Consider the following 16,877-nt stretch of genomic DNA (forward strand, 5'->3'; position numbering starts at 1 on the left):
CCTATTTGAGCCATAAACGAATGGAAAGCAACGTCAAAAAAGCGATGAACATATTCGCTGTTTTTTCATAGCGGGTCGCCAGTCTTCGATAGTTTTTCACTTTGTTGAAAAAGCATTCGATTAAGTGTCGCTCTTTATACGCTTCAGAATCTAACGGACGCTTTACCCGCCGATTGCGTTTGCTTGGGATCACCGGAGTGATCGCTCGGCTTTGCAAAAGCTCCAGAATGGCGTTCGTATCGTAGGCGCGATCAGCCAACACTTCGCCCGGGCAGAAGTCCAATTCATGAAGAAGTCGATAGCCGGTGACCGAATCGTGGTCTTGTCCTGGCGTCAATTCGAAACGCAGCGGATAGCCGAGCGCGTCCACCATCGCATGAATTTTAGTGGTTAATCCTCCGCTCGAACGCCCGATGGCCTGCCGGTCCTGCCCCCTTTTGCGCCCGCTCCATGTTGATGGACGCGGACGATGGTGGCATCGACCATCACTTGCTCCCAATCCGGTTCGATGGCGACATGCTTCAATATTTCATCCCAAAGGTTTGCTTTCTGCAATCGCCAGAAAAAACTGTAGGCGGAAGACCAAGGGCCATAATAACCCGGTAAATCTCGCCATGGCGCTCCCGCTCGAGCTACCCAGAGCACCGCATTGAGCATCTGGCGCCGATCCTTAGGCGGACGTCCTCCTTGTTTTTTTCGGGCCGGGGGCAACAGGGGTTCAAGTATATTCCATTCTTCATCCGTTAACTCGTATCTTCGTCTCATGTTCCTTATTTTACTAGATTTCTACGAGTTGTACAGTTTGCGTACAGGCCCTAATTTGTCCGAAAATCTTACAACAAACTTTTACAAAAATTTTAGTGATAAAAAGCATGTAAGAAAATTCAACTAATATTAGATAATACAAATTTCCAAGAAAAGCCGGACAGAAAACTGCCCGGTTTTTTAGGAAGATAAGAGTTTCCTTTTTGGAAGGTACTTACGAGCTGTCTCCTGTCCGTCTGATTGAAACCCTAAAACATAAACAGCTATGAATTTCATCCAAATAAACGAGAACACGATGCGGCGCGGCTTTTCCTGGCAGATTGGTCATTACGCAGTTCGGACTATCACTCTGCATTTGTTCGGTTCACTGCTCAGCCTTATGGACTACTGCTAATTGTTATCATCTACGTATAGAATCACAGAGATGCATTCATTAAACAATAGCATAAAAGGAATGTGAGAAATGTTTACATCAGTCTGGAAATGCTTAGAAAGTTAACCAGTTAACTTTTAATTTTTTTTCGATTAAGATTTTCCTTAACGATGTGTTTTGCAAAAAAATGAATGCTGGTTGCATAATTCATTAAAATCCTTTTATTTTAAAAAAAATATGTTAGAAATGTTTACATTACTATAGGAAAATGCTATACTGAACGAAGGTTAACCGGTTAACTATTTAATCGGTTAACCTTCTCCGGATATGATGTATTTTTTTTAAAATGCATACCGGTGGCATGAAAATAAAAAAATACAAAACGAGGTGGAAAAGTGGCACAGATTTTTGGATCTCCGGGAAAATACGTACAAGGTTTTGGAGAATTGCACAACATCAAGAAGCATGTTTCCTGGATAGGTGATTCTTATCTTGTTATTGCCAGCAAGAACAGGATCAATGATCTTGGAGAAGTCATTAAGGAAAGCTTTGGAGAAGGCTATAAGATTATTTTTGCTGAGTTCCACGGCGAAAGCTCCAGAAAAGAAGTCAAGCGTCTGATGGATATCGCAGTAACAGAAGGCTGCAACGGCGTTGTCGGTTTGGGTGGCGGCAAGGTTATTGATACCGCGAAGGCGGTCGGAGGCAATCTTAAGCTACCCACCGTCATAATTCCTACGATTGCAGCATCGGATGCAGCAACCAGTGCTTGTGCCTGTATATACAATGAAGACGGATCGCTTGACGAAGAGATCTATTTTGATCAAAACCCGGATATTGTCCTTGTGGATACGGAAATCATCATGAATGCACCGGTCCGCTTCCTGGTTGCGGGCATGGGCGATACGCTTTCCACCTATATAGGTGCACGAGTGTGCTATCGGGGATATAAAGACAACGACTTCGGTGCAAAACCGACGGAAACCTCCATTACCATAGCAAAGCTTTCCTATGACTTGCTAATGAAACATGGCTTATTGGCCAAGCTGGCCTGCGAACAGAAGGTTATGACAAAAGATTTAAACAAAATCATCGAAGCCAATATCCTTTTAAGCGGTCTCGGGTTTGAAAACAACGGCGGTTCTTCGGACCATTCCTTCTACTACGGTTTCTGCGATCTTACACACAGAAAAGAACATATGTATCACGGAGAATATGTTTCGGTATCTTCCTTATGCACGCTCGTCTTGGAAGGTGCGCCCAAGGAAGAACTAGATGAAGTATTCAGCTTCTGTGTAAGTGTAGGCCTACCTGTCTGCCTTGAAGATCTGAAGCTTGGCGATTTGACCGAAGAAGAATTCAAGATCGTGTCAAAAGGCGTGTTAAGATGCAAATCAACGCATAATTATCCTTTCGAAGTGACTGAAACAGAAGTCATCGCCGCAATCAAAACGGCAGATGTCATCGGTAAAATGTATAAAGCGGGCAAGCGCCTGTTTTAGTTAATGACAACAGATGGCATGTACAAGCCACTGGGCTGAAGGAGTATCTGCTCCCAGCTTCTGCTTGCTTAAACATGGATGAGATAGGTTTCCGTCCAAATTTTCCAGGTGATATGTCATACCAGACGATTGGGATTATGAATTAGGTGTACATGGGTCGAGACATTTAACACCACGTATCTTTCCAATCACAGTTAGTAAGGAGGGAAAATGCTTTGAGTGAAATTTTTTTGTCAAAAACAAACAATGAAGAGGTTTCGGTCGGTGGCGTGGGGAACAAACCCCGACTCCAAGGGAACATGGGGGTGGCCGAACTCACGATGAGCGTGCTCGCCTTCTCGGCGCCGCTCATGACTGTCACAGGGATGCTTCCAGTTCTTCTCATGTACAGTGGCTATAAGTCCGTACCTATCTACTTATATTCCACGCTTATACTCTTGCTCTTCTCGGTGGGCTTCGTCCAGATGGGACTGAGAATGCTAAGACCTGGAGGTTTCTACGCATTCATCACCGACGGCCTCGGCCGTTCCGCAGGTCTTGGTGCGGCATTTCTTGCAATGGTTATGTATCCCATAGTCGGATTCGTCGGCCCCCCTTACTTCGCGCTCGTTCTTAAAGGTTATGTCGAGGGTTACGGCGGACCTGTTATACCTTGGTACGTGTACGGCTTCTTGTATGTCTTGTTGATCGGTGCATTGGCTTTCCGAAAAATCGATCTCTCAGCAAAGATACTTACCTTGGTTATGATACTCGAAAGCCTTATCGTCGTTGTGTTTGACTATGTTTCATTCGTACATGGCGGACCTTCGACTGAAGGTGGTGTTGGGTTTGGCTGGCCAGGACTTACTGACAAGGGCTTCGGCATAGGGCTATTATTCGTGGTGGGCACTTTCTTAGGGTTCGAGGCGACAGTTATTTACCGTGATGAAGTCAGGAACCCACTTCGAACCATTCCTTTAGCGACGTACTACGCGATCGTGGGTATTGGAATCTTTTACGCCATCGGAACGTGGGCGTTCATTACCTACTACGGCGCAAGTAATGTGCAGGCAGCAGCTACAGCCAACACCACAGGCCTGTTCGTGAGTATAATGCAGCATTTCTTCGGCAAGGTCATCATTGACATCGTGACGATTTTGATTATGACGTCGATGGCGGCGTCAACGCTTTCGGTCTGGAACGTTTCGGCACGTTATCTCCACTCGCTCGGCACGGACGGTGTTTTGCCGGCATTCCTGGGAAAGGTGCATCCCCGCCATCACTCGCCGTACGTCGGAACGACCATCATTGGAATTGTGTATGGGGCAGGGGTTATTTTCTTTGGGGCCATCCAGTTTGATCCGACTAAGTTGTACGCGTTAGCCAGCGGTGTCGGCTCGTTTGGAGTCATGCTTTTGTTATTTGCCGCGAGCATCGCTATAGTGGTTTACTTCAAGAAGAATAAGTTTGAGTCGGTATCCGTTTGGAGCACGTTCGTCGCACCGGTTCTCTCTGTGATCGGAATCGGCTTCTCGATATACCTTGCGCTCGCCAAATATGGAGACTTGCTGGGTGCCTCCGGAGCTATCACGATAATCTTTATCTTAATCACGTTCGCAATACCCGTCGTGGGTTTCTTCTATGCACAAAGACTGCGTGTGAAGAAACCTGACGTGTATCAGAGAATTGGCCGCCAAGAACCCTGAATGGGCGCCAATCCCGACAATAAGATAATTGATGAAAGATTATAACCGGAAGAGTTGCAGTTGATCATGTTGGAATCACCGTTCCTGATCTTGACGAAGCGCTTTCGTTCTTCGTCGCTGTATTCGGGTGAGTGCGAGGTAGTTTTCTACGGGGGCCCATACGACGATTGCGGATACATCTGACCAGACGAAACGCAGCGGAGAAGACTACTGTGCGTCTGGTTATGCTTACCCATGGTGGGACGCACGACATCGAACTGCTCGAATACAGTATTCGCCCAATCGTGATTAGACAGACGGACCTTCGACCCTCTGATCGAGCTGGTAGGCATCTGGCTTTCTACGTCGAAGACATCGAAACAGTCACGGAACAGCTGAAACAGCGCGATGACATTCGCCTTCTGGGTGCCCTCCAGAAAGAAGTAGTGGGCGGTTCAATCGATGGTACGGACTGGGTATATAATGACGTGGTGGGGATTGGTCCTTGAGCTTATGCGATGGGAACCCGGGCAACTACCTTACGAAGCAGACATATCAGTTCGTATGATTCCGGCGCGCTGGTTGCGCTAGCCTGGAAGATATCGTAAGTTAACCGGTTAACTTTAGTTAATTTACCCGCAGTTAACCTTCTTCCGGATACGATGTATTTTATGCAAAAAAATGCATACCGGTAGCATGAAAATAAAAAATACAAAACGAGGTAGACAAGTGGCACGGATTTTTGGTTCTCCGGGAAAATACGTACAAGGCACTGGGCTGAAGGAGTTACTGGCTTTAGTTAAATAGCAGGTTTCCAAAGCCTGGCTTTGGAAACCTAGAGAGCGCATAGACATACTTTAATACATTTCAGGAGGAAAAGAAAATGTTGAAAAAAGACAAGAGCGAAGCTTTAACGCAAAAATTTAATGAGTACTATCCAGGCGGCCATTCTAATTTGCGAATTCCTATGGATGTTACGAACCATAGGTTGTTTATCAAAAGTTCTGGTGGCACGCATTTAGTTGATGTGGATGGCAATGAATACATCGAATATAACGGCTCCATGGGACCGAATATCCTTGGCCACGCACATCCGGAATATGTAGAACGGTTGACGGAATTTATGGTTAATAACGGAACAGCGATTGGTTCCAACCTGTTGTTCTCTCCGCTGGATATCGAAGTAGCCGAGAAGCTGTGCAAATTTGTTCCTTGTGTGGAAGAGATTAAATTTACGACTTCAGGTTCGGAAGCGGTACAGATGGCGTTCCGTATTATGCGTGCGTACACCGGGAAAACTACCATTGTACGCGTAGAAGGACATTATGCAGGCTGGCCGGATAATGTATTAGGCGGCAGAAGAAATCCTGATCCTAATTCTAAGCCTTATGCTGATTTTTCGTGCGCCGGCGGGCCTGGTGTGGATCCGTTCTATACCGAGGGCAGAATTCCGTGGGCGGGTAAAGAAGTCTTTATGATTACATGGAATGATTTTGAGCAGCTGGAAGAAACCTTTGAAAAATATCATGAAGAAATTGCCGGTATCCATCTGGAAGGCATTGTTTGGAATTATGATGGTCTGTTTCCAAAGACCGGTTACCTTGAAAAGGTAAGGGAGCTTTGCGATAAGTACAATGTCGTTATGTGTATGGACGAAGTCATTACCGGCTTCCGTGTTAATATCGGCGGTGCACAGACGGTTGTTGGTGTAACACCCGATATTTGTACGATGGGTAAGGCTATGGCCAATGGCATCCCGGTATCCTGCGTTGGCGGCAAGAAAAAGATTATGGATACTATCCGCAACGGCCGTGTACTATGTCCGGGTACTTTTCCTGGCTTTGGTTTAGGTCAATGCGCTGTAAATGCTACTCTTGACATTCTGAGCCGCGATAATTGTGCGATCTATGGCCAGGTATTCAAGGTGCAGGAATGCATCATGGACGGTCTGGTCGAAATTGCCAACCGATATGATATCCCGCTCACGCTTACCGAATCGAACGGCGTATTTTCCACCATCTTTGGTGTTCCGGGCGGCAGACGCAGACTCTATACGAAAGAAGATCTTGCAGGCTTTGATAAGAAAATTGTTGAAGTTTTCCAGAAGTATATGCAGGAAAATGGCGTATTCCTTATGTTTGGCGGAAGATGGTATGTCAATGCTTCTCATACGATGGAAGATGCCGAAAAGACATTGGAAGCTGCGGATAAGTCGCTAAAAGCAATGAAGGAACATAACTTCCGTTTTTCTCTAGCTTAATTGTCAAAAAATTAACTTCATTTGACATTGCTCCCCCTCAAAACGGACTTGCTTTCAAAGCCAGTTCCTATAGACACAGATTTGACCAGTTTGTGGCCATTTCAAGCGTCGTCGGTCGGAATCTAATCTGACCGACGACGCTACGAAAAGGCCCATTGGAAAAAGTATTTGTTCCAAACAAAGTAGCAGAAGCCCTTAATTCTCATTCAGGGAACGACCGCACACTTACCTAACTATGAGGGTTGGGTGAAAAACACATTGAAAACGTTACAGGTTAAAACGGAGGCTTTTAAGATGGAAACAGGGACTTTGCGTGTACAGCGCGGTATGGCTGAAATGCAAAAAGGCGGCGTTATAATGGACGTCATGAACGCCGAACAGGCGAAGATTGCTGAGGCGGCAGGAGCTACAGCTGTCATGGCGCTGGAGCGCGTACCTTCCGATATTCGTGCGGCAGGCGGTGTAGCGCGTATGGCCGATCCGACGATATTGGAAGAGGTCATGAAAGTTGTCACGATACCGGTTATGGCGAAAGCCCGTATAGGCCACTATGTCGAGGCGAAAGTGCTCGAGGCGCTCGGTGCCGACTATATCGACGAGAGTGAAGTTCTCACGCCAGCTGACGAAATTTTCCATATCGACAAACGCGATTTTACCGTTCCGTTCGTATGTGGCGCGAAGGAACTTGGCGAAGCCCTTCGTCGCATTCAAGAAGGCGCAGCGATGCTACGGACGAAAGGCGAGCCGGGAACAGGGAATATCGTGGAAGCGGTTCGTCATATGCGCCTGATTAACGGCCAAATCCGCAAAGTGCAGAACATGTCGAAGGATGAGTTGTATGCCGAAGCGAAAAACCTCGGAGTTCCATATGATCTGTTGCTAAGCGTACATGAAGCAGGAAAGCTGCCTGTTGTAAATTTTGCAGCCGGCGGTGTGGCGACACCTTCTGATGCGGCTCTTATGATGCACCTTGGGGCAGATGGCGTATTCGTTGGCTCCGGCATTTTCAAATCCGATAATCCGGAAAAATTCGCTCGAGCTATCGTTGAAGCAACCACTCATTACACCGATTACAAGCTTATCGCGGAAGTGTCAAAGAATTTGGGCGCGCCAATGAAAGGCATCGATATTTCGACACTAGACTTTTCGCAACGCATGCAAGAACGTGGCTGGTAAGAAGACTGTTACACTGAAAATATAGTTCGAACGCTTCGGTGGAAGAAGGTGTTTACACGGTGAAAATTGGCGTATTGGCGCTGCAGGGTGCCGTTGCGGAGCATATTCGAAGCCTTGAGGCCGCAGGCGGCCAAGCGGTTGCCGTGAAACGGACCGAGCAGTTGAATGTGATTGACAGGCTCATCATTCCCGGTGGCGAGAGCACGACAATCGGCAAGCTGTTGCGTACCTTTATGGAATCCATCCGAAATTGATAATGGACGTTAAATCAATGCTTTTTAACTGGAGTAGATGCCTTCCAATTTGTCGTGCCACGGGACTTTGGATATCTCGAGAACGTATAGATATACTTTAATACGTTTCAGGAGGAAAAGAAAATGCTGAAAAAAGACAAGAGCGAAGCTTTAACACAAGAATTTAATGAGTACTATCCAGGCGGACATTCTAATTTGCGAATTCCCATGGATGTTACGAACCATCGGTTGTTTATAAAAAGTTCTGGGGGTTCGCATTTAGTTGATGTGGATGGCAATGAATATATCGAATATAACGGCTCAATGGGACCGAATATCCTTGGTCACGCACATCCGGAATATGTAGCACGGCTGAAAGAATATTTGGATCATAACGGAACAGCGATTGGTTCCAACCTGTTATTCTCTCCGCTGGATATCGAAGTAGCCAAGAAGTTATGTGAATTTGTTCCTTGTGTGGAAGAGGTTAAATTTATGACTTCAGGTTCGGAAGCTGTACAGATGGCGTTCCGTATTATGCGTGCGTACACTGGCAAAACTACCATTGTACGCGTGGAAGGACATTATGCAGGTTGGCCGGATAATGTATTAGGCGGCAGAAGAAATCCTGATCCTGGTTCCAAGCCTTATGCTGATTTTGAGCTCGCCGGCGGACAGGGGGTGGATCCATTCTATACTGAGGGCAGAATTCCGTGGGCGGGTAAAGAAATCTTTATGATTACATGGAATGATTTTGAGCAACTGGAAGAAACCTTTGATAAATATCATGAAGAAATTGCCGGTATCCATCTGGAAGGCATTGTCTGGAATCATGATGGCCTGTATCCGAAGCCCGGTTACCTTGAAAAGGTAAGAGAGCTCTGCGACAAGTACAATATCGTTATGTGCATGGACGAAATCATTACCGGCTTCCGTGTTAATATCGGCGGGGCACAAACGGTTGTTGGTGTAACGCCTGATATTTGTACGATGGGTAAGGCTATGGCTAATGGCATCCCGATGTCCTGTGTTGGCGGCAAGAAAAAGATTATGGATGCAATCCGCAACGGCCGCGTACTGAGTCCTGGTACTTTTCAAGGCTATGGTTTAGGTATGTACGCTGTAAATACTACTCTTGACATCCTGAGTCGCGATAATTGCGCTGTTTATGGCCAGGTATTCAAGGTGCAGGAACGCATCATGGACGGTCTGGTCGAAATTACCAACCGATATGATATCCCGCTCACGCTTACTGAATCAAACGGCGTATTCTCCACTATCTTTGGTGTTCCGGGCGGCAGACGCAGACTCTATACGAAAGAAGATCTTGCAGGCTTTGATAAGAAAATTGTAGAAGTCTTCCAGAAGTATATGCAGGAAAATGGCGTATTCCTTATGTTTGGCGGAAGGTGGTATGTCAATGCTTCTCATACGATGGAAGATGCCGAAAAGACATTGGAAGCTGCGGATAAGTCGCTAAAAGATATGAAGGAACATAACCTCCGTTTTATTCTGGCTTAATTGTCAAAGAATTAACTTAACTTAATTTAATATTGCTCATCCCCCAAAAAGGACGTGCTTTCAAAGCCCGGTTTTTTAGACATCGATTTGATAAGTTTGAGGCCATTTCAAGCGTCGTCGGTCAAGTTGCTTATCTGACCGACGACGTCCGGAAAGGCTTCTACCGGCGAACTTTGTCAGCGGCTAGATTCTGCCGGGCTATTAGGCGGGATTGGTGCTGCAAATCGCCAATAAAGGTATTGTTTAGGCCGTTAAAGAAAACAAGTTTCTTCTGTCTGGCCTCAATGCTGCCTGAGCTTCGATCACTTATGAAGCCGAAGCCAAGAGACCTCGGCATGGATTATGTACTGCAGAAAAAGCATTGGAAAAAATATTGCTACAAGCAAATTAGGTGAACCTCCCAAATTCGGGCCTCGTTCAGGGAACGATCACTCCACTTGCCTAACTATGAGAGTTGTAAACACACTGAAACTTTACGGTTTCATTTAAACGGGAGGCTTTTTAAGATGGGAACAGGAACTTTGCTTGTAAAGCGCGGTATGGCTGAAATGCAAAAAGGCGGCGTTATAATGGACGTCATGAACGCCGAACAGGCGAAGATTGCCGAGGCGGCAGGAGCTACAGCTGTCATGGCGCTGGAGCGCGTTCCATCCGATATTCGAGCGGCAGACGGTGTTGCTCGTATGGCCGACCCGACGATTTTTGAAGAGGTCATGAAAGTTGTCACGATACCGGTTATGGCGTAAGCCCGTAGGCCACTATGTTGAGGCGAAAGTGCTCCCAGGCGCTCGGCGCCGACTATATCGACGAGAGTGAAATTCTCACGCCAGCTGACGAAGTATTCCATATCGACAAACGCGGTTTTACCGTTCCGTTCGTATGCGGTGCGAAGGACCTTGGCGAAGCCCTTCGTCGCATTCAAGAAGGCGCAACGATGCTACGGAAAGGCGAGCTGGGATCAGGGAATATCCTGGAAGCGGTCGTCATATATGCCTGATTAACGGCCAAATCCGCAATGTATTGTCCACTCAGGTAATTATTCCTAATGCGGATACAAGTCAAGGCTCGGTGTAATAAGCGGTTGTGCAAGAGCTTTAAACCGCAATCGATAACAGCAAATATTACGGAGTTAGGTCAATGCGAAGGGTTGCTCGTTCTGCCTTCGTAACGCTAATGTGCGGGGAAACAATCTTCTTGTTTTAAATCTATCGTGTGACTTTCTCACAATTAACTCAATAGGATCAATAATCGTTTGAGCTGAAACGACTCTTTTGTTGAATACATCTTGTCTAATTGTCGTTAACTTTGGTGAATTATACCGTATAATCTCAAGATCTTCAAATCCAACGATAGAATAATCTTTAGGAACTTCTTTTCCATTTTCTCGAAATGCATGCTCAAGAAGATGTAAATGAGCAGGTGATCCTGAGCACGCCTGGAATTCATTCATGTTGCAGGAACATTTCAGGTTCCGTCGCAGCCCTCGATCTCACCATAGATTCTTTGAGATTCATCGACTGTCACAATTTACTATAGGATTTGCAATTTCAGTTTATTTATCACCCATGATTTAAGTGTTATATAGCATATAAGCAGTCGAGTCGGGTGATGTAAGCAAGACAGTTTTAAGAGGCTACTTACAAGAGCCCGACTTATAAAAGGTAGAACGGAATGATTTAAGATGAAAGGATGTCCGAAACCGTGGTCAATAAAGCTGTGTTAGATCATTCTGAAGAAGTTTCTTTATACGAGTCTACCCAATCCATCATCCGGGAAGCTTTATCACATCTGAATGGAGATCAAGCTCTTTTTGATTTACTGAAGGAGCCCTTGCGCGTACTGACGGTACGGATTCCGGTAAAAATGGACGACGGAACCGTGAAGGTGTTTACAGGCTACCGCGCGCAGCATAATGACGCCGTCGGACCGACAAAGGGAGGCATACGCTTTCACCCCGATGTAACGGAGGAGGAAGTCAAGGCGCTTTCGATCTGGATGAGCATCAAATGCGGACTTGCAAACCTGCCGTACGGCGGGGGAAAAGGCGGGATCGTATGTGATCCCCGAACCATGTCCGCCCAAGAGCTGGAGCGCCTGAGCCGGGGCTATGTCCGGGCGATCAGCCAAATTATAGGGCCTGCAAAGGATATTCCGGCGCCGGATGTGTTTACTAACTCCCGGATCATGGCTTGGATGATGGATGAATACAGCTGTATTTGCGAATTCGGTTCGCCCGGGGTTATTACGGGAAAGCCTCTGGCGATCGGCGGTTCGGCCGGTCGGGAATCTTCTACGGCCAATGGCGTGACGATCGTATTGAACGAAGCGGCCCAAAAAATCGGTTTACCGATCGAGGGAGCGAGCGTAATTATTCAGGGGTTCGGCAACGCCGGCAGTTATCTGGCGAAATTTCTCCTTGATGCAGGCGCCAAAGTGGTTGGCATTTCAGATGCTTCCGGCGCCCTTTATGAGCCGGAGGGGCTCGATATTGATCTGCTTCTTACCCAGAAAGATCCATACGGCTCCGTAACCTCACTGTACCCGAACCGGATCACCAATCAAGAGCTTTTAGTAAAACCGTGCGATATTTTGATCCCCGCTGCCATAAGCAATCAGATTACTGAAGAAAATGCCGGTGATATTCAAGCGAAGATCGTCGTTGAAGCGGCGAACGGACCAACGACGTTAAAAGCGACAGAGCTTATGACAGAGAGGGGGATCCTGCTCGTTCCCGATGTGCTCGCAAGCGCCGGGGGCGTGGTCGTCTCTTATTTCGAATGGGTGCAGAACAACCAGGGTTACTATTGGACCGAGGAAATGGTGGACGAGCGGCTGAAACAAATATTGGTCTCATCCTTTGAAAAAGTCTATGAAACCAGCTTGGCCAAGGGCGTCGATATGCGAATGGCCGCGTATATCGTCGGATTGAACCGGCTGATTGAAGCGGTCCAATTGCGAGGCTGGATATGATGCAAAAATGAAATGGATTTTACGGCTGCCGGGAGAGCGGGAGACTATCCGATAAACGGCAATCGATCGATACCAGCAATAATACGGAGTGAGGTTAATGCGAAAGTTCCTGGTTCTGCCTTCGCATTGACCTCATCCTCATGTGCGGGGAAACAATCTTTTTTGTTTTAAATCGATCGTGTTGACTCTCTCACAATTAACTCAATAGGAAGAGTAAGTTTTACAGGATGAGATCCATTTTGTTCAATTGCATCAATAATCGTTTGAGCTGAAACGACTCCTTTGTTGAATACATCTTGTCTAATTGTCGTTAACTTTGGTGAAATATACCGGCTAATCTCAAGATCGTCAAATCCAACGATAGAATAATCTTTAGGAACTTCTTTTCCATTTTCTCGAAATGCTTGTATAATCCCAACCGCCAGAATGTCGGTAGACGCAAAAATAGCTGTTGTTTTTTCTTTGAGGTCGAGAATTTTCATTCCGATTTTATACCCAATTTCAAAAGAATTACCATTAGCATCAAATACTAAATCCGGATTGATCGAAATATGAGCCTCGTTTAATGCCCTTTTGAATCCACGGTAGCGTTGTTGATCGATTAGATCGGTTGATGGTAAATTAATCCTTACAAAGCTAATGTGAGTATGTCCGTTGTTAAGTAAATGCTTTGTTCCAAGATAGCCGCCAAGCTCATCATCGATCATGATTTGATAATTTTTTCTGAAATCCCCATAATTATCGATCAAAACAATTGGTATATTAAAGGTATTCAACTCTTTCATCAATGAATCAGGTAAAGGTCCCGAAATAATAAGCCCGTCTAAATTTCGCTTAGCCACCCAACTTTTGCAATCCTCGGTGTCTCTTACCCCTGAAATAAGCAGGTCGTAGTTTTGAGCACTAGAAATATGCTCCATTCCGCTAATTATTTCCATGTAGTAATGGTCCTGTTTAAAAATAGGAGCAAGTGAATGATTGACAAAGGGGATCATGACACCAATCATATTTGATTTTCTTTTTGATAAACTGATGGCCGTAAAATCAGGATGGTAATCCAGATGTTTAATGGCTTCCAATACTCTTTCTTTCGTCTGTTGGGAAACTTTGTTTATATCATTGAGTACGTATGACACAGTTGCCGTAGAGACACCTGCGAACTCGGCTACATCACGAATCGTCGTTTTTGGTTTCATAGAACCTCCGATTAACCGGTTAACTTATTTTTATTTCTATTATTATACCTTGTTCTTTGTTTTTTAACAAACAAAGCCAATACATCTCATTGCTCTGAAGCAATACATCCGCTGCTTTGTGATTGGATTAAGTGAAGGGTGTCGAAGGGCAAAACATGTATTTTTTTCCGTAGTTGGTAATTATTTTCAAGGATATCCTTTATTTGAAGTATGATACAAACCCTCGGAGTTAAGAAATAGGATCCTCAACTTATAGTCATTAGATTAACGAGGAGTATTCCTAATAATAAGAAAAATTTGTTTGAGAAACAAAAAGGCTCCCTGGTATGATGTTTAGGGATCCCAGATGCTGGGCCAGGCGAACGGATCCAAAAACAAAACCAAGGAGACTACATGATGCATGAAGACGAACGAAATATCCAAATCACTTCTTCGGCACTTGTCGTTGGTTGTAGATATCGCAAAGTTCAAAAATGTGATTCGAACATAAGACTTCCTGCGGAGTCGTATAAGATGCCAATTTCGTTTGAAAAAAACCGGAAAGGATTTGAATTTTTCGTTAGCTGGTCCCGGAAAATCATGAAAGAACAGGAGTATCCAGGACATTATCGTCGGAATGGAACCAACCGGTCATTACAAGCTGAACCTTAAATGAACAGAAAATTTTATACGGCGTGGCGACAGGATCCAATCAGCTGTGGCAAATCAACATTAAGTATGGATATTTATGGGCCTTAGCATCATTGATGCTTGACAGTGTCGTTATCCGGTACAGAGGACTGTATGTGAGGCCGAACATGCAGCCCAAACACTATGACGTGCGTTACATTGCCGAATGAAGCAGTCGAAGCCACGTCTGAATCGAACAGACAACGGGCCGCAATTCGTCAGAGACGACATCATTTGCCACTGATTCCACGGCCTTAATATTCCAATCTAAGACAATTATCTCCTAATTGCCTTACATGTCATCCTTTAACTGAACCGCCCAGTAACCCTCGGATAAAATACTTTTGCATGGAGAAGAAAACGATAAGAGGGACAATCATAGCTACAAACGCTCCTGCAGAAAGCAGATGCCAATCATTCCCTCTCGTACCTGCCAGATTGGCAACGGCAAGGGACAATACCTGAACCTTCTCTTCAGCACCTAGGAAAATTAGTGAAATCAAATAGTCGTTCCATACCGCAAGAAATTGAAAGATAGTCATCGAAGCGAGCACAGGAACGATTAGCGGGACCACAATGTTCTTGAATATCGTGAAGTGGGCTGCCCCATCCATAAAGGCCGATTCGAATAAATCTTTCGGGAGGCGACTTATGGATCCATACATAAAATAGATGACAAAAGGAAGCGCAAAAGCGGTATGCGCAAGCCAAATACCAAGATATGTCCCATTCAAACCTAACGCCTTATAGTCGCTTATTATTGGCGATAAAGCCACTTGCATGGGAACAACAAGCAAACAAAGCATGGTAATAAAAAGGAGATTTTTACCCGGAAATCTTAGCCATGCAAGTGCATACGCTGCAAACGCAGAAATGATAAGTGGAATAACAGTGGCCGGAACCGAAACCGCCACAGTGTTCCAAAAGGATGTTAAAAGACCTACCCCTTTAACATTGACCACTTTACCATCATTTGTAATCATGTCATAGTTCTTACCGCCTACCGCTAATTTATAGTTTTCAAGCGTGAAACTGGAAAAAGGAACCCATTTTTTCTCTTGAACCGCCACAATTCGGCTGCGACGGTCCCCCCAAATAATACGTACGCCGTCCTTTTCAATTCCGTCCTTTAATTGCTTGTCCGTATAGGATGAATCACCAACTTTGATCGGCTTCTTCAAATTGGTATCCAGCGATAACTTCAACTCTTCAGTTGCTTTCCATTCTTTATGGGGCATAACATTCCACCAAGGCGATTTCATAATATCGGGTACGCTCCGAAATGATGTAACTAAAAGTCCTGCTGTTGGAACGACCCAGAGAAGAACGATGATGGCAAGAGAGACGTTTACGAATAGCTTTGAATTGAGTTTCGCAATTTTTTTCAAGTTAGTGCCCCCCTTGCTTTTTTAATTGTCGGATATTGATATAAAAAATGGGCAGGACAGCAACCAATAATAAGGTGGCCAACGCCGAAGCGTATCCGGGACGGTCAATAAAGTTTCGATAAAACTGGGTCGCTACTACATCCGTATTATATTGTCCACCCGTCATTACAAAAATAATGTCGAAAATCTTCATGGTTGTAACTACTGTAGTTGTGGTCACATATAAAATGGTTTCGGAAATATTCGGAATAATTACTGTGAAAAAAATCCGTGTTTCACCAGCGCCATCCATACGGGCTGCCTCTAATAATTCGTCCGGTACTGCCTTGATAGCAGCAGAGAAGATCACCATACCAAAGCCGGTCGAACTCCATATGAAAATTGCGATCAAGAGCAGGTTGTTCCATGGCTGCAGGCTTAGCCATGCTTGGGGTTCACCACCAAATGCGACCAAAATGGCGTTCAGCATGCCGATTTGACTATCCCCGGTTTGATAATAAAACACGAATTTCCATATGACCCCAGTTGCGACGAATGATATGGCCATCGGTAAAAAAATGATAGATTTTGCGATTCGTTCAAATTTGCTCCGGTCAGTAAGGACTGCGATTAATAATCCTAGCGAGACGGATATAACCGTCCCTACAACGACCCATAGCACATTATTGTAAATTGCCACCGTTAGCGTACGGTCATTAAATATAGCCACGTAATTGCCCAGACCAATAAATTTATTAGTCTTATCGTCTATCAAACTCAAATAAAGCGTACGAATTGTCGGGATGACTTGGAGCCACGCGAGAAATATGACAGCCGGGCCAATAAAGACAAGAGGCAAAACCTTTTCTCTCCATTTTTCCGGAAACCGCTCTGCCAACCAATTGAACGAATAATAAATGGAGTAAATCCCAAGACTACCCCAGGCAATGGCAATAAGTGAATTTACTAGAATGGGGAGTGAAGATTCTTTAATAAATCGAAAAATAAGCCAATGAAAAATCACGTTACCACTGATAATCCCAAGTGACAACAGAAGAAGTGAAATCCGACCGAACCTTTTCGAAGGAACTTGCTTTCCTTCAAGCAGAATTGCTTTTTCCAAATGAACCCACCTCACTATTTTTCTGCGTTCCAATCAATTTCAAAGCAGAGAGCTGGGT

The 16,877-nt window shown here is 45.1% G+C and carries 12 protein-coding genes and 2 pseudogenes; 9 read left to right on the top strand and 5 right to left on the bottom strand.

Annotation, left to right across the window (positions count from 1 at the left end; translation table 11 throughout):
* Window position 1: 1 nt before the first annotated feature.
* Window positions 2-765, bottom strand: a protein-coding gene (locus VK70_RS28085) for an IS5 family transposase (protein WP_144415303.1) whose coding sequence is annotated in 2 segments (ribosomal slippage) — window positions 2-429 and window positions 429-765 — 765 coding nt in all. Because the reading frame shifts where the segments join, the coding sequence is not laid out codon by codon here.
* Window positions 766-1,533: 768 nt separating this feature from the next.
* Here VK70_RS28085 and VK70_RS24380 point away from each other — a divergent pair.
* The 8 genes and pseudogenes from VK70_RS24380 to VK70_RS24415 form a co-directional block, all read left to right on the top strand.
* Window positions 1,534-2,640, top strand: a complete 1,107-nt coding sequence (locus VK70_RS24380) for a glycerol dehydrogenase (RefSeq protein ID WP_025695789.1) — start codon at window positions 1,534-1,536, stop codon at window positions 2,638-2,640.
* A gap of 215 nt (window positions 2,641-2,855) precedes the next feature.
* Window positions 2,856-4,325: an APC family permease gene (locus VK70_RS24385; protein ID WP_025695788.1), complete on the top strand. Its 1,470-nt coding sequence runs from the start codon at window positions 2,856-2,858 to the stop codon at window positions 4,323-4,325.
* A 212-nt stretch (window positions 4,326-4,537) separates the two neighbouring features.
* The gene (locus VK70_RS24390) at window positions 4,538-4,813 is read left to right on the top strand and encodes a VOC family protein (RefSeq protein ID WP_025695787.1); all 276 of its coding nucleotides are present in this window, start codon (window positions 4,538-4,540) and stop codon (window positions 4,811-4,813) included.
* Between the two features lie 374 nt (window positions 4,814-5,187).
* Complete coding sequence (locus VK70_RS24395) at window positions 5,188-6,564, top strand: aspartate aminotransferase family protein (protein WP_046723876.1); 1,377 nt, start codon at window positions 5,188-5,190, stop codon at window positions 6,562-6,564.
* Window positions 6,565-6,858: 294 nt separating this feature from the next.
* Window positions 6,859-7,740: a pyridoxal 5'-phosphate synthase lyase subunit PdxS gene (gene pdxS, locus VK70_RS24400; RefSeq protein WP_046723878.1), complete on the top strand. Its 882-nt coding sequence runs from the start codon at window positions 6,859-6,861 to the stop codon at window positions 7,738-7,740.
* Window positions 7,741-7,799: 59 nt separating this feature from the next.
* Window positions 7,800-7,988 (top strand): annotated as a pseudogene (locus tag VK70_RS24405) (pyridoxal 5'-phosphate synthase glutaminase subunit PdxT); the annotation flags it as partial.
* Between the two features lie 129 nt (window positions 7,989-8,117).
* On the top strand, window positions 8,118-9,494 hold the full coding sequence (locus VK70_RS24410) for an aspartate aminotransferase family protein (protein ID WP_046723880.1): 1,377 nt from the start codon (window positions 8,118-8,120) through the stop codon (window positions 9,492-9,494).
* A gap of 506 nt (window positions 9,495-10,000) precedes the next feature.
* Window positions 10,001-10,520: pseudogene (locus tag VK70_RS24415) on the top strand (beta/alpha barrel domain-containing protein); the annotation flags it as partial.
* A gap of 103 nt (window positions 10,521-10,623) precedes the next feature.
* Here the strand turns inward: VK70_RS24415 and VK70_RS27555 are convergent.
* Window positions 10,624-10,944 (bottom strand): substrate-binding domain-containing protein, encoded by a 321-nt coding sequence (locus VK70_RS27555; protein WP_082210257.1) that lies wholly within the window; start codon window positions 10,942-10,944, stop codon window positions 10,624-10,626.
* 239 nt (window positions 10,945-11,183) lie between these two features.
* On the opposite strand from VK70_RS27555, the gene VK70_RS24420 reads away from it, so the two are divergent.
* Window positions 11,184-12,464 carry a Glu/Leu/Phe/Val family dehydrogenase gene (locus VK70_RS24420; RefSeq protein WP_046723882.1) on the top strand — a complete coding sequence of 427 codons (1,281 nt, stop codon included), beginning with the start codon at window positions 11,184-11,186 and terminating at the stop codon, window positions 12,462-12,464.
* Window positions 12,465-12,631: 167 nt separating this feature from the next.
* On the opposite strand, the gene VK70_RS24425 is transcribed toward VK70_RS24420, so the two are convergent.
* The 3 genes from VK70_RS24425 to VK70_RS24440 all read right to left on the bottom strand — a co-directional run bounded on the left by VK70_RS24425 (window position 12,632) and on the right by VK70_RS24440 (window position 16,819).
* Complete coding sequence (locus tag VK70_RS24425; RefSeq protein WP_046723884.1) at window positions 12,632-13,660, bottom strand: LacI family DNA-binding transcriptional regulator; 1,029 nt, start codon at window positions 13,658-13,660, stop codon at window positions 12,632-12,634.
* A gap of 968 nt (window positions 13,661-14,628) precedes the next feature.
* Window positions 14,629-15,717 carry a carbohydrate ABC transporter permease gene (locus VK70_RS24435; protein ID WP_025700751.1) on the bottom strand — a complete coding sequence of 363 codons (1,089 nt, stop codon included), beginning with the start codon at window positions 15,715-15,717 and terminating at the stop codon, window positions 14,629-14,631.
* A 1-nt stretch (window position 15,718) separates the two neighbouring features.
* Complete coding sequence (locus VK70_RS24440) at window positions 15,719-16,819, bottom strand: carbohydrate ABC transporter permease (RefSeq protein ID WP_025700749.1); 1,101 nt, start codon at window positions 16,817-16,819, stop codon at window positions 15,719-15,721.
* Window positions 16,820-16,877: the final 58 nt, after the last annotated feature.

Origin of the sequence: Paenibacillus durus ATCC 35681, assembly GCF_000993825.1 — a bacterium.
Taxonomy (GTDB): domain Bacteria; phylum Bacillota; class Bacilli; order Paenibacillales; family Paenibacillaceae; genus Paenibacillus_AQ; species Paenibacillus_AQ durus_B.

Bases quoted from the DNA above. Each gene is read 5' to 3' on its own strand.
- VK70_RS24395 (WP_046723876.1), top strand. From the start codon at position 5,188: ATGTTGAAAAAAGACAAGAGCGAAGCTTTAACGCAAAAATTTAATGAG.
- VK70_RS24420 (WP_046723882.1), top strand. From the start codon at position 11,184: ATGTCCGAAACCGTGGTCAATAAAGCTGTGTTAGATCATTCTGAAGAA.
- pdxS (WP_046723878.1), top strand. From the start codon at position 6,859: ATGGAAACAGGGACTTTGCGTGTACAGCGCGGTATGGCTGAAATGCAA.
- VK70_RS24425 (WP_046723884.1), bottom strand. From the start codon at position 13,660: ATGAAACCAAAAACGACGATTCGTGATGTAGCCGAGTTCGCAGGTGTC.
- VK70_RS24410 (WP_046723880.1), top strand. From the start codon at position 8,118: ATGCTGAAAAAAGACAAGAGCGAAGCTTTAACACAAGAATTTAATGAG.
- VK70_RS27555 (WP_082210257.1), bottom strand. From the start codon at position 10,944: ATGAATGAATTCCAGGCGTGCTCAGGATCACCTGCTCATTTACATCTT.